Source organism: Streptomyces sp. NPDC001889 (genome assembly GCF_053594535.1).
The window spans coordinates 19,461-39,449 of the sequence record NZ_JBSFER010000006.1; the positions used below are offsets into that span (position 1 = coordinate 19,461).

A 19,989-nucleotide genomic window follows, 5' to 3' on the forward strand; every position below is an offset into this window, starting at 1 on the left:
CACGGCGAAGGGTCCGTCCGCTGCCCGGGGGCAGTGGACGGACCCTTCGTGCGAGTGGGGGGTGTCAGGGCCGTCCCACGAGGTGTCCAACCGTTCGTTTTCCACGCTCGGACACCCAGGACAACGGCTCAGCCAATCTGTGCGACATCGTCCTTGATCCGTACGGCGACCTCCGACCAGAGGTCGGCGAACTGCCGGGCGAGATCGGCGACGATGTCACTGCAGTGCGGTGGGACATTGTTGATGATCGCGTCCCACTCCTCCTTGCGCAGGGCGTGCAGGGCCAGCAGCCGCAGCAGATTCCGCCCCGTCTCGGTGAACCGGAGCGCCGGGTCCGCCTTGAGCCGTCCGACGAGCACGGCACGGTCGGGGACGGCGTCCGCGCGGGGCCGGATGGTGCGCTGGGGCCCGGCGGGGGCCGTCAGCTCCCCGCGCCTGCGCAGGGAGTCGTCCACGGCGACCTCCTCGTCCGCCGCCTTCACCACGGTGGCTGTGCGCCGCCGGCGCTGGTGGGGCACCAGTTCGTCGCCGTTGCGCAGACGGTTGCGGACATCGCGCGCGGTCTCGGGCGAGATGCCCGCGGCCCTGGCGACCTGACGCAGCGACAGGCCGGGGTTGGCGGCCAGCAGCTCACCGGCGAGCATCCGGCCCGCGCTCCCGTCGAGCGGGCGGACCCTGCCGTCCTGGCCGATGCGGCGCGCCTCGGGCTCCAGCCGGAGCGCGGTGCGCTTGCGGATGTCGCCCACGGTGCCCGGGGAGATCCCGGTGACCGAGGCCACCCTCCGGTCGGACCACTGCGGGTGGGACGCGATGATGCGTTCGGCGGCGGACTTGCGGTCGGCCAGGGCCAGTGGCAGCCCATGGGTGACATTCAGCCGAACCGCGAGGACGAAGGCCTCCGCCTCGTCGCCGTCGAAGAAGCGGACCGCTATCGTGTGCGCGCCCCGCAGCCTGGCGGCCTTCAGCCGGTGAAATCCGTCGATGACCTTCATGGTCGCGCGGTGCACCACAATGGGAGGCAGCGGGGACTGGGTTGCCGCCAGAAGGTGAACATGCTCGGGATTCTCGCCGGAGAGCCGGGGCGAGCCGGCCGAGTTCAGGAAATCCAGTTCGATTTCCACTACGGGCTGCTGATCAACGTTCATTTCCTTGGTCGCCATCCCACCACCTCAAGAACTCATGGGAAGGTGGGCGGAGACCATGCGACCAGAGCCTGTCCCCGCGTCTTTGCGGCTGCCCCCGTCACATCTGTGGAACTGTGGATCGAATAACAGAAACCAGCTCATTGCCAATTCCCTCGAACCCCCCTGGACGTTTTCGAGCAGAACATCCGTTCGGTTGACCGGACTTCCGCCAGATGAGAAAGAAATTAACATTCGTCCTTTGAGGGTTGTAACCCCTGCTTAAGTCCCATCTGTCGACCCTTATCACCCCCTAACCCCTAGGGGGGTGTCCCCATCGAACCCATGGGACACTCCCCGCACCAGCGGCACCACACGCGGCGCCGAAACCGGGCCTCAGCCCGCCCCGGCCCCCACGCGCGCGGTGGGCACGGATGTTCGTACGGGCATGGTGAGGGTGCGCCCCATGAGCGGCGACAGGATGCTCACGGCGTCGGCGACCTCCCGGAGATCGGAGGCGACGAGCGCCTGGTCGCCGTCGCAGCGGGCGGACTTCGGCTCGGGGTGGACATCGATGATGACCCCGTCCGCGCCTGCCGCGATCGCCGCCCGGGTCAGCGGGAGGACCAGATCCCGGCGTCCGCCCGAGTGCGAGGGGTCCACGATCACCGGCAGGTGCGACAGCCGCTGCACCACGGGTACGGCACTGATGTCGAGAGTGTTGCGCGTCGACGTCTCGAACGTCCGGATACCGCGCTCGCAGAGCACGATGTCGAGGTTTCCGCGCTGTGCGATGTACTCGGCCGCGCTCAGCCACTCCTCTATCGTGGCGCTGAAACCCCTTTTGAGCAGCACCGGCCTGCCCGCCCGGCCGACGGCCTGGAGCAGGGCGAAGTTCTGCATGTTCCGTGCGCCGACCTGGAGCATGTCGGCGTAGGAGGCGACCATGTCGACACTGCCGGGGTCGATGACCTCGGTGACGACCGGCAGCCCGGTCTCCTCCCGCACCTCGGCGAGAATCCGCAGCCCCTTCTCGCCGAGCCCCTGGTACGAGTACGGGGAGGTGCGCGGCTTGAACGCCCCGCCCCGGAGCATCGAGGCCCCGGCCCGCTTCGCCATCAGCACCGCTTCGAGGGTCTGCTCGTACGTCTCGACCGCGCAGGGCCCGGCGATCACGCTCAGGGTGTCCGGCCCGATGGGCACACCGCCCACCCGGATCACCGAACGGGCCGGGTGGTGCTCCCGGCTCACCAGCTTGTACGGGACGGAGACCCGCATCACCTGGAGCACTCCGCTCCGGCTGCCGAGGTTCAGCGCCTCGAAGTCGTCGACATCCCCCACCAGGCCGACGATCGTCCGTGACACGCCCCGGCTCACGAACGCGTCGCCGCCGGCCGCCCTGACGAGCTGTACGACCGTGTCTATTTCCTCCTGAGTGGCCTCCGGAACCATCACCACAACCATGATTTCTCCTCACCGTGGACGCTTGCGTCGGGAAGCAGATTTCCGCCGTCGGCGGCAGTCGGCGAAGGGGAGCGATCCGATATTCCTCCGGCACCCGGTCGCTTTCCTCATCCTAGGAGCGCCGGGGCACCGGAGTCGAACAGGGAGAAACGCCGCCGGATTATGTCCGGACGACTCCGGGGAATGGCGGGACAGCCGGCCCGGGCTGTTTCGCACGGGTTGCCGGCGGGAGGTGTTCCGGGCGTGGGCCGGGGGATTCCGACGGCCGGGGAGTGGACGCGGACGGCGGTGGCGGGTGCCGCCGCGGCGGCGGTCCGGGATCACGATCCGCCGTCCGACCCCGCTCCTGGCGTCAGCGAGGGGCGTGTGCGGGGCACTGACCTGCTCCAGCCATGCTTCGACGCCGGTGAGGACGCGGGCGGAGGGCCGATTCCGGTTCGGCCGACCGGGTGGGGACGGTCGGCCGGGCGGGCGAGGCGGGCCGCGCAGAGGGGTGGCGGGGCCCGGCGGGGGTGGTGCAGTGGGGCAGCGCCCGTGCTCCGGCAGGGGCAGGGGCGGGACCCGGGTCCGGGCCCGCCGGCACAGGACCGGAGGTCTCGATGGAACCCTTGATCGCGCTCATCGTCGGGTTTCTGGCGGCTCGGCTCGCCGGGCTCGTGGGGGTGGAGGCGCTGGACGCATGGCAGCCCGCGCTGCGGGTGGGGGTCGCGCTGATGTTCCTGTTCACCGGGTTCTCGCACTTCCACCCCAAACTGCGGCCCGATATCGTCGCCATGGTGCCGCCCGCACTTCCCCGCCCGGAACTGCTGGTGACTCTCACTGGTGCGCTGGAGATCGCGGGGGCGGTGGGGCTGCTGATCCCGGTGACGGCGGGGTGGGCGGCCTGGGGGCTCATTCTGCTCATGATCGCCATGTATCCGGCCAATGTCTCGGCCGCTCGGCGGAGGGTGGCTCAGGGTGATCCGTTGGGGCCGCGCACGGCGGTGCAGATCGCGCTGATCGCGGCCGCGGGGCTCACCCTCGTCTGATCCGAACTCCCCGCGCGGACCCGGCCCGCCCGGCACCCCCGGCCCGTCTGGGGCCCCTCCCAGAGGCAGCTCTGGGGGGATTGAGGACGGCCCCCGCGCCACAGGACCCCGCACAGTGCGGGCCCGGGTCGGGGGCCAGCCCCCGAACCCCCGCTCCTCAATCGCCGGAGGGGCTGGTTCTTGTGCCTCGGCTCTCCGGAGGGGCTGGGTTTCGTGCCTCAGCTCGCCGGAGGGGCTGGAGGATGGCGCGGCTCAGCTCGCCGGAGGGGGGCTGAAGGATTTCGTGCCTCAGCTCGCCGGAGGGGCTGAAGGATGGCGCGGCTCAACGAGCGTGCGCCCCGGCTCTCCCGGGAGGCCGGGCATGTCAGCCCGTCCGGCGATGGAGGACAGACCCCGCACCACAAGCGCCCGCACCGCCGTCCGGCGCCGAGGGCGCCCTGAGCCAAGCCCCCGGGCGCCGCGGGCGGCCGGGAGTGGAGGGTGCCCTCTTGTTACCCCGGAGGGGCTGACCCACCATGGCGAGCAGCTTGACCCGTTCATGGCAAAAGATCACCGAACCACGCATGTGTCCGCACTCCCCCGGCGGGCCCCGCCCGCCACCCGCGCAAGAGGAGAACACGTGGCACGACGGACCGGACCGACCACCCGTATCAGACCCCTGCGCACCGTCTGCGCGGCCCTGACCGCGCTCTTACTCGTCCCGCTCGGAGGCACCACCGCACTCGCCGCCCCCGCCCCCGAACCGGCCGACCGGCCCACCGCCGCCGCCGCCGCCGAGAAGAAGATCGAACCCGAGCTGAGAGCCGAACTCAGCGACGGCAAAGCCACCTTCTGGGTCTATCTGGACAGCTCCGCGGACCTCTCCCCCGCCCTCAGGGCCACCACCAAGGCCGCCAAGGGCAAGGCCGTCCACCAGGCCCAGCGCGACCACGCCCGGCGCACCCAGGCCGATCTGCTCAAGGCCCTGGAGAGCGCGCGGGCCGACTTCACCTCGTACTGGATCGTCAACGCGGTCCGCGTCGTGGGCAGCGCGAAGCTCGCCGACAGCATCGCCCAGCGCCCCGAGGTCGCGCGGATCGACGCCGAGGACACCCTCTCCCTCCCCAAGCCCGCCCGGGGCGACCGGGAGCCGGCCGTCAACGCGGTGGAGTGGAACATCGACCGCGTCAAGGCACCCCAGGTCTGGGACCAGCTGGGTGTGCGGGGTGAGGGTGTCGTCGTGGCCAACATCGACAGCGGGGTGGACTACCAGCACCCCGCCATCGACGGCCAGTACCGGGGCCGCGCCGCCGACGGCAGCTACAGCCACGGCTACAACTGGTTCGACCCCGCCGGCATCTGCCCCACCGCCGCCCCCTGCGACAACAACGACCACGGCACCCACACCATGGGCACCATGGTCGGCGACGACGGAGCGGACAACAGGATCGGCGTGGCCCCGGCCGCGACCTGGGTCGCGGCGAAGGGCTGTGAGTCCAGCTCCTGCTCGCAGACCTCGCTGATCGCCTCCGGCCAGTGGGTGGTCGCCCCCACCGACGCCAACGGCGCCAACCCGCGCCCGGACCTCGCCCCCGACATCGTCAACAACTCCTGGGGCAGCTCGGCGCACAACCCCTGGTACAAGGCGATCGTCAACTCCTGGCGCGCCGCCGGGATCTTCCCCGCGTTCTCCAACGGCAACAACGGGCCGAGCTGTGCCTCCAGCGGCTCACCCGGCGACTATGTCGCCTCCTACAGCTCCGGCGCCTTCGACATCAACAACGCCATCGCCAGCTTCTCCTCGCGCGGCGCCGGTGACGAGGGCGGTATCAAGCCCAATGTCGCCTCCCCCGGTGTCAATGTGCGCTCCTCCGTCCGCAACAGCGGGTACGGGTCCTTCTCCGGCACCTCGATGGCCTCCCCGCACACCGCCGCCACCGCCGCGCTGATCTGGTCCGCCGCCCCCGCGCTCCGGGGCGACGTGGCCCAGACCGAGGCACTGCTCGACCAGACCGCCGTGGATGTGGACAGCACCGGCTGCGGTGGGACCGCGGCCGACAACAACGTCTTCGGCGAGGGCAGGCTCGACACCCTGGCCGCCGTCCAGGCCGCCCCGCGCGGTCCCGTCGGCGCGCTCGCGGGCACCGTCACCGCCGAGGGCACCCCGGTCGCCGGGGCCCAGGTCACGGCCGAGGGACCGATCACCCGTACCGCCGTCACCGGCTCCGACGGCGGCTACCGCTTCTCCGCCCTGTCCACCGGCGACTACTCCCTCGCCGTCACCAAGTTCGGGTACGGCAGGGGCACGGCGGGCGCCACAGTCGCCGAGGGTGCCACCGCCACCCGGGACATCACCCTGACGCAGGTCCCGTCGGCCAAGGTCACCGGCACGGTGAGCGCGGCGTCCGGACCGGCGTCCGGAGCGTCCGTGAGCGTCACCGGGACCCCGGTCACGGCGACGGCGGACGCGGAGGGCCGGTTCGAGGTGACCCTCCCGCACGGCGAGTACGAGATCCGCGCCACCCACACCTCCCGCTGTGTCACCGCGGGTTCCACCCGGGTCACCGTCGCCGCCGACACCACGGCCGCGGTGAACCTTCCGGAGCGTACCGACACCTTCGGCTACGCCTGCGCGGCGGGCAGCCGGGGCTACACCCCCGGCGACCGGAAGCTCGCCCTGACCGGTGACGACACCAACGAGCGGGTGGAACTGCCGTTCGCCGTGCCGCTGTACGGCCGGAGCTATACCGCGGCCCATGTCACCACCAACGGCGTGGTGAGCTTCGGCGGCCCGCAGGGCGGCGACTCCAACGGCCAGATCCCCAGCACGGCCACGCCGAACGCGGCCCTCTACCCCTTCTGGGACGATCTGATCCTCACCGGGGAGGGCTCGGGAGTCTTCACCTCGGTCGTGGGCACCGCCCCGCACCGGTCGTACGTCGTGGAGTGGCGGAACATCGCCCACTGGTCCGCGCAGACGGACAAGTTCACCTTCGCCGCGCTCATCGGTGAGGACGGCCGGGTCTCCTACCACTACAAGGGGACCACGGGCAGCGGCCTCAAGGGCGGCTCCAGCGCCACCATCGGGGTGGAGAACGCCACCGGGACCGACGCCTTCCTCTACTCGTACAACACCGCGGTGCTCGGCGACGGCCTGTCGGTCTCCTTCCGCACCACCAGGAGTGGTGTGGTGCGCGGGCAGGTGCTGGACGCCAACGACGGCAAGGGGGTCGTGGGCGCGACCGTCACCGTGGGCTCGGGCGCCTCGGCGGCGACCGCGACCAGCGGCGCCGGCGGCGACTACGCCGTGCAGGTCCCCTCGGGCGACCACCCCGTGACCCTGACCGCCCCCGCCTACCGGACGGACGAGGGCACCATCACGGTGGCGGCCGACAGCGTCGCCACGCTCACCCGGTCGCTGAGAACCGGCAGGGTCGCCGCGGACCGGACGGCGCTGGACGTCGTCGCCCCGCAGGACCAGCGGCGCACCCGTACCGTCGAACTCTCCAACACGGGCGCGGACACGCCCTGGACCGCCGGCGAGGACGCCTCCTGGCTGACCGTGGCCCCGGCGGGCGGCGAGCTGGCGACCGGGCGGAAGCAGCCGCTGACACTCTCTGTGGACACGGCCGGGCTCGCCCCGGGCACTGTCCTCACCGCGGAGGTGCGGATCGAGTCCCGGAGCGGACGCGCGCCGGTGCTGACGGTGCCCGTCAAGGTCGTCGTACCGCGCTACCAGACCGCGCTGGACACCGGCGCGAGCGCGGCCGGCGAGGACACCCTCGGCGACACCTGGGCCCCGGACCGCAAGTACAGCGCCGGTTCGTACGGCTATCAGGGCAGCTCGACGGTGAGGTCCACCAGCCGCGCCATCAGCGGCACCGCCGACCCGACGCTCTTCCGCAGCGCCCGTGAGGGCATGTACGAGTACCGTTTCGACCAGGTGCCGAACGGCGTCTACACGGTGGAGCTGGGCTTCGCCGAGGTCTCGTCCAACCGGCCCAACAAGCGGGTCTTCGATGTCCTCGCCGAGGGCGCCGAGGTGCTGCCGTCACTCGACATCGCCCTGGAGGCGGGATCGTACGCGGCGGTGCAGCGCGCCTACACGGTGACCGTGACCGACGGAACGCTCAATGTGCGCTTCGTCGCCCACAGCGGCTACGGCAAACCCCTGCTCAACGCGCTCCGGGTGACCGAGCGCCCCGACAAGGGCTGACCGCACCGACAGCGGGGCCGGCCGGGCCCGATGGAGCCCGGCCGGTCCACCCGCGCGGCCAGGTGGCGGGGAGCTTCCTCGCGGCCTCGGCGGAGAGCGCCTCGGCCCGGTCGCACGGCTCCGGCACCGGCTGCGGCCCCTGGACGGCGAGGACGGCCGGCTCGAACGGGGCGCGGGAGCGCGCTCCTGACCGCCGGGTCAGGAGGCGGCCATCAGCAGGATCGCGAAGATCGTCAGATCGGCGATGCCGAGCCAGACGCCCGCCTTCGCCAGGGCCCGCCCGTTGCCGGTCGCGTGACGGAGCGCCAGGTAGCCGATGAGGATGGCCACGGGGCCGAGGATCAGGCTGTAGAGGAAGAGGCCGAGGATTCCGCAGACCAGGCTGGCGATCGCCAGTCCCTGTGCCTGTGATCGGCCGTGTGTACCCGTGGAGCTGGACATTGCCTTTCTCCCGTCATCCGGCAGTGCGCGAGGTTGCTTCTCTCACTGCGGGTTCCCCGCTTTTCCCGCTCCATCCCCGCCGGGCGCCGGTTCCAGGGAGCGGTACATGACGTGCAGTCCCACGGGGCCGTGCGCGGGGTGGTCGTACGCGCCGGGAACGGTGCCGAGGACGCGGAAGCCCAGCGATGTCCACAGCCGTACGGCCGGGTTGGTCTCGACGACCGCGTTGAACACCATGCCGGTGAAGCCGTCGGCGGCGGCCCGCTCCAGGACGTGTGCGGCGAGGGCCCGGCCGACGCCGCGTCCCGTGTGGGCGGGGTCGACCATGAAAGCGGCGTTGGCGGTACGGGCGGCGGGGCCGCCGTAGTTGGGGCGGAGGTACGCGGAGCCGGTGACCCGGTCACCGTCCCTGGCGACGAAGACCCGGCTGCCGGGGGCCATCCACAGGGCACGCGCCTCGTGCTCGGGTGTCGCCGGGTCCCAGGTGTAGGTGTCCCGGGCGGCGACGATCGTCCGCCAGAACGGCCAGATGGCCGGCCAGTCCCGGTCCGTCGCGTCGTCGATCAGCATCGCCCGAGTCTGCCACACCCCTGTTCGAGGGCAGGAGGCCGCCGCCCCCGGCCGGGCCGGGGGCGCGTCCGCGCGCGGAGGGTCCGGAGCGGTGCGACACCGGGCGGCCGGGCCCGGCGGTTATGGCACCCATCGGGGCCGCGCCCGCTAGCGTCGTACCCAGGCCATGACGAACGGGGGTTGTCCGTGGTGAACGACGACCGTGAACCGCCGAAGTGCCCGGGTGGGCACCCCGGCATGTCCACCGGCGCCGGAGCCGATATCCAGCGCAGACTCGAAATCCTGATCCGGGACTCCCGGACCAGCGAACCGCCCATGCCCGTGGTCGTCCTGCACGCCGAGGAGCCGGGCGACGACGGCCGGGTGGCCGAACTGGTCGAGGAGCTGTACACCGGGCAGGACGCGCACGGCACCCGCAGCGCCGTCGCTCCCGCCCGGCGGGAGGGGCCCACCGAGGTGCGCCGGGCGGCGGGCCTGGTGCGCGACCTGGGCGATCCCCGGCGGTGGGACGGCCGCCGCTCGATCTACCGGCGGTACGCCTTCCCCCGGCTGCGGCTGGTGCGCGCCATCGAGGACGCCGTCGGCGAACTGGGCGCCGACTGGCCGCAGCCCGCCTCCGCCCCGGGAGCGCAGCCGGCCGGGCCCGACCCCGCCCGGCGGCTCCTCGACCAGTTGGCGCGGCAGCGCTGGCGGCCCGTGGGCGCCTCCCGGTGGAGTTCGGGGCTGCGGATGCTGGACATGGCGCACATCCTCCCGGCGAGTGTGGTGGCGGTGCTCGCCGCGCTGCTGGCGCGCAGTGACTGGCCGGTGGCGCTGGGGTCCGGCGCCGGGTTCCTGCTGCTGTTGCTGGTCCTCGACGCTGTGCTGCCCGGCCGGGCGCCGATCTTTCTCTGGCTGCGGCGGGAGAGCCGGTGGTTCATGACCACGACCTTCCTGAGAGCGGCGACACGCGGCCGGCCGACGGACTTCTCGCTGCTGCGCCCCACCCGCTCCTGGAACGCCATCGCGGCGCGCGCCCACGATGTGGCGGAGGCCCTGAAGTCGGGTGACGACTTCCAGCTCCAGCTCTACGTCCTGGCGCTGTTCGAGGATCTGCGCGACAACCACCGGCGCTGGAGCTGGGATCTGCGCGGCTTCAAACGGCCCCGGCCACCCGCCCTGTTCCTGCCGCAGGTGACCGCGGAGAACGGCGGGATCGAGCTGATCAAGGCGGTCAGCGATGTCCGCAGCCGGCGCAGCGAGCTCGATCCGCTGCTCATCGTCGCCGGGGTGGGGCACGGGGATGTGGTGCGGCTTCAGCAGAGCGTGATCCAGGGGCCGGACGGCACCCCGTGGACCTGGTACCAGGAGTGGGCCCGGAATCTGCGCACCGGGCAGTCCCCGAGCCGTGAGCTGTCGGAGCTGCCGTGGGTGCTGAAGGTGGCCCTGCCGGCCGGACGGCTGGCCCCGGCGACGGACGCGCAGCGGCACTGTGTGAAGACGGTCTTCCGTCCGACCGCGGCCCGGCTGGTGTGGTCGCTGCACTCCCTGGTCCTGGTGGCCGTGCTGGTGGCGACGGGCCTCGGGGTACGCGCGCAGGGGATGCACGAGCGGTACTGCGAGACCTCGGTTCTCGGTGCCAACACGGACACCTCGCGCGCGTCGGCGCCGGACGGCGCGACCGAGTGCATAGGGATCGCGACGGGCGGGGTGCGGTTCGCCGACTGGCTGCCCGGCGACGGGAAGCCGGGCGGCCGGAACCGGCCGGTGTGGACCGTGGGCCGGCTGGAGCGGCTCATCCACGACGAGAACGAGAGGGTCCTCGCCGACCGGGAGGCGGGGTACGTCACGGTGGTGTACGCGGGTCCGCTGAGCGCGGACAGCGGCGGCGGGTCCTCGGCGGTCAAGGGCATCGAGGAGCTGGCGGGGGTGTATCTGGCGCAGGCGGTGATCAACGACACCTTCTCGGTGCGACTGCGGGTGCTGATCGCCAACGGCGGCGTCGACATGCTCCATCAGACCGCCATGGCGCGGGCCGTCGCCCGGTACGCGGCGGACGATCCGACGGTGGTGGGGGTCGTGGGCACCGGCCGGGATCTGCGCTCCAGCGCGCGGACGACCGAGATCCTGCGGGACGCGGGGCTGCCGGTGGTGTCGGGGACGAACTCCGCGACCTATCTCCCGCGGACCTTCGCCAACTGGTTCAGCCTGGCCGCGCCCGACGAGTGGCAGGTGGACCAGCTCGGGCTGATCGCGGGCCAGTTGCGCGAGCCCGGGAGCCGGCAGCACGCGCTGGTGCTGGCCCGGGACACCCGGGAGACGGACGATCTGTACACGGAGGAGCAGGCGCGGTACGGCCAGCGGATGCTGGCGAGGCAGGGCTTCACCGTGCTGCCGCAGCGGCAGTACACCCTCAAGGCGTCCAAGCCCGAACTGCGGGTGCACGCGGAGGAGATCTGCCGGGGCGGGACGGTGCCCTCGGTGATCTACTTCGCCGGGCGGGTGGAGGATGTCTCGCCGCTGATGGCGCAGCTGGGCACCGAGCCGGGCTGCGCACAGCGGACGATCTCGCTGCTCACGGGCGACGATCTGTCGAAGGCCGACTTCACCCGGGGCGGCGACGGGGTCGCGCCGAGGGTGACGCTGTACCACGCGGCACTGGCGGAGCTGAAGTCCGCGGCGCCGATGACCACCTTCTACAAGGACGCCGTCAAGCACCTTCCGGGTCTCGGCACGGGCCCGCTGTCCCATGACACCCCCGCGATGGCCAGCGGACAGACGGCGCTGTCCCATGACGCGACCCGTGCCCTGTACTGGGCGGCCACGCTCGGCGGGGTGCCGCAGAACCGGGCCTCGGCCTGGGTGAATCTGCGGACGGTGAAGCTGGGAGGGATGGCGACGGGCACGATCGACTTCACGGGTGCGGCGCTGTACGGGGACCGCGAGGGCCACGGCATCGCCCTGCGGGAGGTGCGGCGCACGGCGGACGGGACCTCCCGCCCCCGGGTGCTGTGCAGCAGGGTCGCGGGGGACGCGCGCCCGCTGACGGAGGAGGAGTGCGCGATCGGACCGCGCTGACCGCCGCGCGCGCCCGCGCCCCGGATCGTCCGGGGCGCGGGCGCGGCTCGCCGGTCACCCCCCGGCCCTCCGGCGGTCGCTCAGCCGCATGGTGAGGCCCTGGGGTATGAGGGTGGCGCTCCGCAGGGGGCGGAGCCGGCTCCCGGGGACGGGGTGGAACTGCCAGCGGGCGGCGATGGTGGCCAGCGCGAGGGTGGCCTCGGTGAGGGCGAAGGTGTCGCCGATGCATTTGCGGGCGCCGCCGCCGAAGGGCACCCAGGCGCCGGGGGCCGGCCGGGCGGAGCTGAGCCAGCGGTCGGGGTCGAACCGGCCGGGGTCGGGGTAGTGGTCGGCGCGGCGGTGCAGTTGGTAGGGGCTGTACATGAGGGTGGCGCCGGCCGGGATCGGATGGCCGCCCAGCCGGGTGGCGGCCGGGGCGGTCCGGGTGAGCAGCCAGGCCGGCGGGTAGAGGCGCAGGGTCTCGGTGAGGACCCTGCCGGTCAGCTCCAGCGCGGGGAGGTCGTCGTGGCCGGCCGGGCGCCCGCCGAGCACGGATTCGGCCTCGGCGCGCAGCCGGTCGCGGAGGCCGGGACGGGTGCCGAGGAGGTGGAAGACCCAGGAGAGCACTCCGGCGGTGGTCTCGACGCTGGCGAGGAGGAAGGTGACGGTCTGGTCGTGGATCTCCTGGTCGGTGACCCCGGTGCCGTCCTCGTCGCGGGCGGCCAGCAGGGTGGACATCAGGTCCGGTGGTCCGCCGCCCGGGGTGGAGCGGTGGTCGGCGATCAGGTCGTCGGTGAGGGCGCGCAGATGGGCCCGGGCGCGGGCGAAGCGGCGGTTGTTGGGGGTGGGGAGCCGTTCGACGGCCGGGAGGGGCAGCAGGACCCGCTGGTTGATGCTGCGGGTGACGGCGTCGAGGCTCTCGCGCAGCGCCGAGAGCCCGGCGGTGTCGGTGCCGGCGCCGAAGAGGCAGCGGACGGCGACCGCCGTGGTGAGCCGGTACATGGTCTCGGTGACATCGAGCGTCCGCCCGTGCCGCCACCCGCCGGTCAGCCGGTCGATCTCCTCGGCCATCAGGGGGGCGTACCCGGCTATCCGGTCCCGGTGGAAGGCCGGCTGGGTGAGCCGGCGCTGTCGGCGGTGCTCGGTGGCGGGGCAGGTGATCAGGCCGTCGCCCGCGGTCTCGCGGAGCTTGTCGAAGACGGGGCCGCCCTTGTCGAAGGCGCGGTCCCCGACGAGGAGGGACCGGACCAGATCGGGGTGGCACGCCACATAGGTTGGGCGGGGGCCGAGGACGATCCGCACCAGATCGCCGTGGTCGCCGAGGCCGGCCGTGAACTCCAGCGGCCTGCGGGCCAGGGCGAGGGTGTGGCCGAGCAGGGGCAGCGCCCCCGGGGCGGTCGCGAGGGTGTACGAGGGGGTCACGGTGGTCGTCGCCTCCTGTGTGCTGCGGGGCGGCCCGGGCCGGACGGCCGGGCCGGGGCGGGGGCGGGGGCTCATCGGGGCGGGCGGGCGGGGGTGACCAGGTCCTCCAGATTGAGGTCCGGGGGCGGCCCTTCGGTGGTGTAGCGGCCGGCGGCCCGGTGCCAGTCGTGGTCGCCGCGGATCAGGGACCGCATGGCGTCGCCGTACCGGTGGACGTCGGCGCGTTCGGTGACGGTCAGGTCCAGGGCGTCGCAGAACTTGGGCAGCCCGCTCTCCAGCTGGAGGAAGCGTTCGAGCGTGCGGTCGGCGCGGCGGACGGTCTCGGCCAGGGACTGGCGGAGGGAGTAGCCGCGGTGGTGGACGAGGGAGGTGATCAGATTGGCGTCGCCGCGGGCCGTGTCCCTCTCCAGGGAGAAGACCTCGTTCACCAGGATGGCGTGGTCCACGACGGCCAGCCGCATGGCCTCCAGATGGGTGGCGGGCCAGGCCCGCTCGGGAGTCTCGAAGTGCCCGATCCGTTCGGCCAGATCGAGGCTCGGGCGGACGCCGATGGTCTTCCGGCGCAGCCGGATGTGGTCGTCGGGTTCGGGGGTGGGGCCGTGGAACCGGTCGGTGACCTCGGTGGGGTGGCCGGCGAGGTAGTCCGCCCAGGCGTGCGCCGCGCGGCGGCGCCAGGCCGGTGACATGCCCCGGCCCATGCGGTGCCAGAGGTCGGCGAAGGCGGTGACGAGCGGTGGTGCGGACGGGGGTCCGGCGGCGCCGGGGGGCCGGGCGAGTACATCGGCGAGCTGCCCGGTGGCCGTGACCGCCGCCCCGGGGTACACCCCGGCCGGAACGTCGAACTGGTCATCGAAGAGAAAGAACCACGCCATCACATCGAAGCCGAGACCGAGATCGTCGCCGGTGGCATCGGGGTAGAAGTAGGCGGCCAGATCGGCCACGCGGGAGGCGAGATAGCGGCGCTCGCCCTCCGGAGTGCGGACCAGGGAGTGGGTGCGGACCCAGGAGAGATCACGGGATCTGTCCAGTGCCGGATTGACCCGTGGGGGTATGGGTATCCGGAAATGGGCGTCGCGCGGCATCGGGGAAACCTTCCGCTCGGAGAGTGCCGGGTTCGGGGAACAGGGCGGAACCGAGGAGCAGGGCGGAGCCGAGAAACTGCGCTGAGCCGGGAGAATGGCCGAACGGGGACGGTACGGCGTTGGGTACGGACCACAGAAGAGCACCCGGGGGAGCCCGCTGGGAAGGGCGCCTCGGCCCTGCCGGAGAGATTGGCCGGTTCCCGACGGAGAAGTGACCGGGCACGGTGCGGCGGCAGCGGAGGAGCGGGTCCGGTGCCCGCCGGGCGCGGGTGGCCCCGGTGGCTGTGGCCCGTGCTCGCGTGGCGGGGACCGGCTGTCAGGATTCGGCCGGGGACACCTTGGTGACCCTCCCCCGGCGGTCGGCCTGGAGGTAGCCGCCGCTGTGGTAGCGGTCGGAGAGGTGGACGGTCAGCCCGGGGGGTGTGCCGAAGATGTCGTTCGCCCCCTCGGCGAGGAGATACCGCGAGGTCGGTTCCTCGACCCCCAGCTCCCGGTCCGCTCTCTCCAGGAGGGCGGGAACGGCACTCCAGTCGAAGTCGTCCAGGTCCACCGGCTGCCGGCCGCCGCTCAGGGTGCCGCTGACCGGGCTGCGGGAGACTCCCTGTCCGACCCGGTAGATGTACATGTCGTACTTCTTGTCGCTGCCCGGGACCATGCTGTCCAGGGAGATGTGCTCCGGATGGACGGAGAGGCTGCCCACCCGGTCGGTGCCCGTCTCCGCCGTGATCTCCCCGATGGCCGCGCGGATGGCGATCGGGGTCAGCAGCCCCGGGGACTCCCGGGTCCCGGGCGCCTCCGGACTCCGCCGTTTCTCCTCCGTCTCCGCCTTCTCCGCCTTCTCCTTCGGCGCCGGGGCCGTCCCGGGTGCCCCGGAGGAGAGTGCGGGCGGCCGGGAAGGAGTGGCGGAGGCCGAGGCGGAAGTGCCGGACGGCGCGGCGGCCGGAGGGCTGTTGTCGCGGTCCGGTCCGGGGAGCAGCGCCCACACCAGTACGCCGGTGAGCACCGTACCGGCGAGCGCGCCGGCGACCGCCGTGCGGCGAACCGCGCGGGGCCCGCGCTCACCGCTGCCCCGCCCCGGAACCGGCGCGTCCCCCGGAACCGGCCGGGAGGGCGGGGTGAGACGGTACGAGGTCTCCCCGCCACCGCTCCCCCGCGTCTCCTCCGGCGCGCCCCGGACCGGCTCCGCCGCCGCCGTCGCCGCCGCCGCCAGCATACGGTCCACGGTCTCCGGGGCCGGGCGTGCCGCCGGGTCCCTGACCAGGAGCGCCGTGAGCACACCGGTCAGCGGTCCGGCCCCGCGCGGGGGCGGCACCTCCTCGCTGAGGACGGCGGCGAGCGTCGCGAGGGTGGTCGCCCTGCGCAGCGGGTGGCGGCCCTCCACCGCGACGTACAGCATCATCGCCAGCGACCAGAGGTCCGACGCGGGCCCGCCGGCCTCCCCGGTGATCCGTTCGGGCGCCATGTAGTCGGGCGTACCGATCATGGCCCCGGTCGCGGTGAGGGCGGTCGACTCGCGGATCGCGGCGATGCCGAAGTCGGTGAGCACCGGTCGACCGTCCGGCCGCAGCAGGACGTTCGCGGGTTTGACGTCCCGGTGCTGGATGCCGGCGCCGTGCGCGGCCCGCAGCGCCGCCAGCACCTCGCGCCCGAGCACCGCCGCGGCGGCGGGCTCCACCGGCCCCCGGGCCAGGCGTTCGTGCAGCGATCCACCCGTCACCAGTTCCATCACCAGCCACGGACAGGTGTCCTCGCCCCCGTCCACGACATGGTGGATGGTGACCACGTTGGGGTGGTCGACCCGCGCGAGCGCGCGGGCCTCCCGCAGCACCCGGGCGCGCAGCACCCGCGCCGCCTCCGGGTCGTACTCGGCGAGCGCGGGATCGGGCGGCCGTACCTCCTTCAGCGCGACGGCCCGGTCCAGGAGCAGATCGCGCGCCCGCCACACCGTCCCCATGCCGCCACCGCCGAGCCGCGCCTCCAGCGCGAACCGCCCATCGATGACCCGCTGTTCCCCGGATTCCCCGCTGCTCATGGCCGGGAGCATACGAGATGACCGGCGGCGGTCCGCTCGGTGGTGGGTCCCCCGCGCCGCGCGGCCCGGCGGGGCGGACGCGGCCGTGTGCGCCGTGCGGCACGACGTCCGGTGTCGTATCGCCGTCGTCCACGAGATACTGCGCCGGCGGGGGCTCCTCGCCGGAACCCGGTACCCGGACCCGGCGAGCACCTCTCCCCCGGCCGGGCGGAGGAGACCGCCCGGGTCCGCCCGGAACCGCCCCCGGCTCGCCGGTGACGACTTCGCGAAGGAGCACCCCGATGACTGGCTCCGCTGACACCGCCCCGGACGAGGGGCACCGGCCCCGGGCCGTCGTCGCCGTCCCGGCGCGGCTGCGGCAGGCGTTCTTCGCGCCCGAGGTCTGGCGGCGGCTGGCCCGGGCCGCCGAACCCGCCGTCCTGGAGGCGCACGACGACCGGGCCGCGCTCGCCCGGGCGCTCGCCGCGGGCGGCGGGGCCCGTGTCCTGGTCACCGCCTGGGGCGCAGCGCTGGTCGACGGCGCGCTGCTGGCCGCCGCCCCGCGTCTGGAGCTGATCGCCCACACCGGGGGCGCGATCAGCCCCTACATCACCCGGGAGGTCTTCGACCGGGGTGTCCTGGTCACCCAGGCCGGGGCGGCCATGGCTCCCCCGGTCGCCGAGGTCTCGCTCACCTTCACCCTGAACCTGCTGCACCGCGTCCACCGGTTCGACCACGCCCTGCGCACGGGGGCCGACTGGGCCGCCGCGACCGCGATGCCGCCGCAGCACGAGATCCGGGGCTGCCCGGTCGGTGTCATCGGGGCCTCCCGCACCGGCCGGGCGTACATTCCGCTCGCCCGGGCGCTCGGCGCGGAGGTCACCGTCTTCGACCCGTGTCTGGGCGAGGAGGAGGCCGGCCGGCTCGGGGTGCGCACCGCGCCGCTGGACGAACTCCTGCGCACCAGCAGGATCGTGGCCGTGCACGCCCCGGCGCTGCCCGAGACCCGGCATCTGCTGGGCGCCCGCGAGCTGGCCCTGATGCCGGACGGCGCCGGGCTGGTCAACACCGCGCGCTCCTGGCTGGTGGACGAGTCGGCGCTGCTGGCGGAGGTGCGCACCGGGCGGATCGACGCGGCGCTGGACGTCTTCGACCAGGAGCCGCTCCCCGTGGACCACCCCTTCCGGTCCCTGGGCAATGTGCTGCTCACCCCGCACCGGGCCGCGGCCACCGCCGAGGGCCATCGGGCGCTCGGCGAGAGCACCGTCGCCGAGGTCGAGCGCTTCCTCGGCGGCACACCCCTGCTGCACGCGGTGGGCCCGGCTGCACTGGCCCGGGTCGAGCAGCCCACCGCCCGCGCCATGCCCTCCCGTATCCCCGAGTGAAACGAGTGGACCACCATGCGACTGATGCGCGTCGGCCCGGCCGGCAGCGAACGGCCCGTCCTGTACGCCGGGGACGGCAGGCACCTCGATCTCTCCCCGGTCACCGGGGATCTGACGCCCGAGTTCTTCGCCGGGGGCGGGCTCGACCGGGTGGCGGCGGCGGTGGCGGACGGCTCCCTGGCGGAGACCGACGTCACCGGGGAGCGGATCGCTCCGCCCCTCGCCCGGCCGGGGTCGGTCCTGTGCATCGGCCAGAACTACGCGGCGCACGCGGCCGAGTCCGGGGCGAGCGCCCCCGATGAGCCGGTCCTCTTCTACAAGGCGCCCAACTCCCTGGCGGGGCCCGAGGACGAGGTGCTGATCCCCCGGGGGTCGGAGCGGACCGACTGGGAGGTGGAGCTGGGGGTGGTGATCGGCCGCCGGGCCCGGTATCTGTCGGCGGACGACGACCCGCTGGCGCATGTCGCCGGGTACGTCCTCAGCAACGATGTCTCCGAGCGGGCGGTGCAACTGGGCGCGCCGGGAGGGCAGTGGTCCAAGGGCAAGAGCGCCGAGACCTTCAACCCGCTCGGTCCGTGGCTGGTCACCACCGACGAGATCCCCGACCCGCAGCGGCTGAGGCTGCGCTCCTGGGTGAACGGCGAGCCGCGCCAGGACTCCACCAGCGCGGACATGATCTTCTCGGTGGCGGAGATCATCCGGCATCTCTCGCAGTATCTGGTCCTGGAGCCGGGTGATCTGGTCAACACCGGTACGCCACAGGGGGTGGCGCTGTCGGGCCGCTTCCCCTATCTCCGGGCGGGCGATGTCATGGAACTGGAGATCGGGGGGCTCGGCCGGCACCGCAACCGGCTCGCCCGTGCCTGACGCCCCGGCCGGGGCTCCCGGCCGGCCGATCCGCCTTGCTCCGCAGGGGTGTTGACTGGACGCCGCTCGCTTTCCCGCTCCTATGATGAGCCATGCCTCATGACGAAGTGGTGCGCCCGCCGGAAGCGGATACCCGCAGGGCCAGGGGTCCGTCCGGGGTCTGGGGGCGGCGTCTCGTCGTGGTGGCCCTGGTGCTGGCGGCGCTGAATCTGCGGCCCGCCGTCACCAGTCTGGGCCCGGTGCTCGAAGAGGCCCGCGACAGCCTGGCGATGAGTGCGGTGATCGCCGGGCTGCTCACCTCGTTACCGGCGCTCTGCTTCGCGCTGATCGGCTCGACCGCCCCCCGGCTGGCCCGCAGGTTCGGGGCGGACGGTGTGGTCGTCCTCGGTCTGGCGGCGATCGTCGCCGGGCTGTCCCTGCGGGCGGCGGCCGGGAGCACCTGGCTGTTCCTGGCCCTGAGCGCGCTGGCGCTGGCCGGTATCGCGTTCTGCAATGTGCTGCTGCCGGTCGTGGTCAAGCAGCGCTTCCCGGACCGGGTCGGGATGATGACCGGGCTCTACTCCATGGCGCTCAACATCGGCGCCGCGACCGCCGCCGCCGTCACCGTCCCGCTGGCCCAGGCCTTCGGCGGCGACTGGCGCTGGGGTCTGGGCGCGTGGGCGGCGGTCGCGGCCGTGGCGCTGCCGCCGTGGCTGGCCCTCGCCCGCGGCCGGACCCCCGCCGCCGCGTCGGAGCCGGGGACCGCGGCCCCCGTCCCCGTACCGGAGATCCGGCTCACCCGTGACCCCACCGCCTGGGCCCTCGCGGTCTACTTCGGTCTCCAGGCCACCGCCGCGTTCGTCATCATCGGCTGGCTGCCGCAGATCTTCCGTGACGCCGGCCTCTCGGCCGAGACCGCCGGGCTGCTCTTCGCCGTCACCTCGCTGCTGGGTGTGCCGCTCTCCTTCGCCCTGGCGGCGGTCGCCGGCCGGCTGCCCAACCAGAGCGTCATCGCGGTCGTCGTCGGGCTGTTCGGCCTGGCCGGGTACGCGGGGCTGTGGCTGGCGCCGGCGGGCGCGCCCTGGGTGTGGGCGGTGCTGCTGGGCGTCGCCAACTGCTCCTTCCCGCTGGCGCTGACGATGATCGGGATGAGGGGACGGGACAGCGGGACGGTGGTCCGGCTCTCCGCCTTCGTCCAGAGCGTCGGCTATCTGCTGTCGATCCCCGGCCCGATCCTGGTGGGCACGCTCTACGAGAGCAGCGACGGCTGGAGCGCCCCGCTGGCGCTGCTGGCGGTCCTGATGGTGCCGCAGCTGGCGGCCGGTCTGCTGGCGGGCCGCGACCGGCAGATCGGCTGAGGTCCGGTCCGGTCCGGGCGGAGAGGGCGG

The 19,989-nt window shown here is 73.3% G+C and carries 13 protein-coding genes; 6 read left to right on the forward strand and 7 right to left on the reverse strand.

Going from position 1 to position 19,989, the window contains the following annotated elements; translation table 11 throughout:
* Positions 1-128 precede the first annotated feature (128 nt).
* Positions 129-1,160 carry a ParB N-terminal domain-containing protein gene (locus ACWCRA_RS08020; RefSeq protein ID WP_351549467.1) on the reverse strand — a complete coding sequence of 344 codons (1,032 nt, stop codon included), beginning with the start codon at positions 1,158-1,160 and terminating at the stop codon, positions 129-131.
* 357 nt (positions 1,161-1,517) lie between these two features.
* Positions 1,518-2,585, reverse strand: coding sequence for a 3-deoxy-7-phosphoheptulonate synthase (aroF, locus tag ACWCRA_RS08025; protein WP_351549470.1), 1,068 nt, complete (start codon positions 2,583-2,585; stop codon positions 1,518-1,520).
* A 599-nt stretch (positions 2,586-3,184) separates the two neighbouring features.
* On the opposite strand from aroF, the gene ACWCRA_RS08030 reads away from it, so the two are divergent.
* Complete coding sequence (locus ACWCRA_RS08030) at positions 3,185-3,613, forward strand: DoxX family protein (RefSeq protein WP_351549473.1); 429 nt, start codon at positions 3,185-3,187, stop codon at positions 3,611-3,613.
* A gap of 619 nt (positions 3,614-4,232) precedes the next feature.
* Entirely contained in the window at positions 4,233-7,808 is a 3,576-nt protein-coding gene (locus ACWCRA_RS08035; RefSeq protein ID WP_451067055.1) for a S8 family serine peptidase, read from the forward strand.
* Between the two features lie 198 nt (positions 7,809-8,006).
* Here ACWCRA_RS08035 and ACWCRA_RS08040 read toward each other — a convergent pair whose 3' ends face one another.
* Positions 8,007-8,249: a DUF4190 domain-containing protein gene (locus tag ACWCRA_RS08040; RefSeq protein WP_351549479.1), complete on the reverse strand. Its 243-nt coding sequence runs from the start codon at positions 8,247-8,249 to the stop codon at positions 8,007-8,009.
* A gap of 42 nt (positions 8,250-8,291) precedes the next feature.
* Positions 8,292-8,819 carry an N-acetyltransferase family protein gene (locus ACWCRA_RS08045; RefSeq protein WP_451067056.1) on the reverse strand — a complete coding sequence of 176 codons (528 nt, stop codon included), beginning with the start codon at positions 8,817-8,819 and terminating at the stop codon, positions 8,292-8,294.
* A 237-nt stretch (positions 8,820-9,056) separates the two neighbouring features.
* On the opposite strand from ACWCRA_RS08045, the gene ACWCRA_RS08050 reads away from it, so the two are divergent.
* On the forward strand, positions 9,057-11,876 hold the full coding sequence (locus tag ACWCRA_RS08050; protein WP_351549485.1) for an ABC transporter substrate-binding protein: 2,820 nt from the start codon (positions 9,057-9,059) through the stop codon (positions 11,874-11,876).
* Between the two features lie 54 nt (positions 11,877-11,930).
* Here ACWCRA_RS08050 and ACWCRA_RS08055 read toward each other — a convergent pair whose 3' ends face one another.
* The 3 genes from ACWCRA_RS08055 to ACWCRA_RS08065 form a co-directional block, all read right to left on the reverse strand.
* Positions 11,931-13,277 carry a cytochrome P450 gene (locus ACWCRA_RS08055; protein WP_351549488.1) on the reverse strand — a complete coding sequence of 449 codons (1,347 nt, stop codon included), beginning with the start codon at positions 13,275-13,277 and terminating at the stop codon, positions 11,931-11,933.
* 71 nt (positions 13,278-13,348) lie between these two features.
* Complete coding sequence (locus ACWCRA_RS08060; RefSeq protein ID WP_351549491.1) at positions 13,349-14,359, reverse strand: terpene synthase family protein; 1,011 nt, start codon at positions 14,357-14,359, stop codon at positions 13,349-13,351.
* Between the two features lie 316 nt (positions 14,360-14,675).
* Complete coding sequence (locus tag ACWCRA_RS08065) at positions 14,676-16,391, reverse strand: protein kinase domain-containing protein (RefSeq protein WP_451067057.1); 1,716 nt, start codon at positions 16,389-16,391, stop codon at positions 14,676-14,678.
* A gap of 281 nt (positions 16,392-16,672) precedes the next feature.
* Here ACWCRA_RS08065 and ACWCRA_RS08070 point away from each other — a divergent pair, with 281 nt between their 5' ends.
* The 3 genes from ACWCRA_RS08070 to ACWCRA_RS08080 all read left to right on the forward strand — a co-directional run bounded on the left by ACWCRA_RS08070 (position 16,673) and on the right by ACWCRA_RS08080 (position 19,959).
* Positions 16,673-17,755 carry a hydroxyacid dehydrogenase gene (locus tag ACWCRA_RS08070; RefSeq protein WP_451067058.1) on the forward strand — a complete coding sequence of 361 codons (1,083 nt, stop codon included), beginning with the start codon at positions 16,673-16,675 and terminating at the stop codon, positions 17,753-17,755.
* 15 nt (positions 17,756-17,770) lie between these two features.
* Positions 17,771-18,622 carry a fumarylacetoacetate hydrolase family protein gene (locus tag ACWCRA_RS08075; protein ID WP_351549499.1) on the forward strand — a complete coding sequence of 284 codons (852 nt, stop codon included), beginning with the start codon at positions 17,771-17,773 and terminating at the stop codon, positions 18,620-18,622.
* Positions 18,623-18,714: 92 nt separating this feature from the next.
* Positions 18,715-19,959, forward strand: coding sequence for a CynX/NimT family MFS transporter (locus ACWCRA_RS08080; protein ID WP_451067059.1), 1,245 nt, complete (start codon positions 18,715-18,717; stop codon positions 19,957-19,959).
* Positions 19,960-19,989: the final 30 nt, after the last annotated feature.

Excerpts from the sequence above, each read along its gene's own strand:
- ACWCRA_RS08020 (WP_351549467.1), bottom strand. The coding sequence starts at position 1,160 with ATGGCGACCAAGGAAATGAACGTTGATCAGCAGCCCGTAGTGGAAATC.
- aroF (WP_351549470.1), bottom strand. The coding sequence starts at position 2,585 with ATGGTTGTGGTGATGGTTCCGGAGGCCACTCAGGAGGAAATAGACACG.
- ACWCRA_RS08030 (WP_351549473.1), top strand. The coding sequence starts at position 3,185 with ATGGAACCCTTGATCGCGCTCATCGTCGGGTTTCTGGCGGCTCGGCTC.
- ACWCRA_RS08040 (WP_351549479.1), bottom strand. The coding sequence starts at position 8,249 with ATGTCCAGCTCCACGGGTACACACGGCCGATCACAGGCACAGGGACTG.
- ACWCRA_RS08045 (WP_451067056.1), bottom strand. The coding sequence starts at position 8,819 with ATGCTGATCGACGACGCGACGGACCGGGACTGGCCGGCCATCTGGCCG.
- ACWCRA_RS08050 (WP_351549485.1), top strand. The coding sequence starts at position 9,057 with ATGTCCACCGGCGCCGGAGCCGATATCCAGCGCAGACTCGAAATCCTG.
- ACWCRA_RS08060 (WP_351549491.1), bottom strand. The coding sequence starts at position 14,359 with ATGCCGCGCGACGCCCATTTCCGGATACCCATACCCCCACGGGTCAAT.
- ACWCRA_RS08065 (WP_451067057.1), bottom strand. The coding sequence starts at position 16,391 with ATGAGCAGCGGGGAATCCGGGGAACAGCGGGTCATCGATGGGCGGTTC.
- ACWCRA_RS08070 (WP_451067058.1), top strand. The coding sequence starts at position 16,673 with ATGACTGGCTCCGCTGACACCGCCCCGGACGAGGGGCACCGGCCCCGG.
- ACWCRA_RS08075 (WP_351549499.1), top strand. The coding sequence starts at position 17,771 with ATGCGACTGATGCGCGTCGGCCCGGCCGGCAGCGAACGGCCCGTCCTG.
- ACWCRA_RS08080 (WP_451067059.1), top strand. The coding sequence starts at position 18,715 with ATGCCTCATGACGAAGTGGTGCGCCCGCCGGAAGCGGATACCCGCAGG.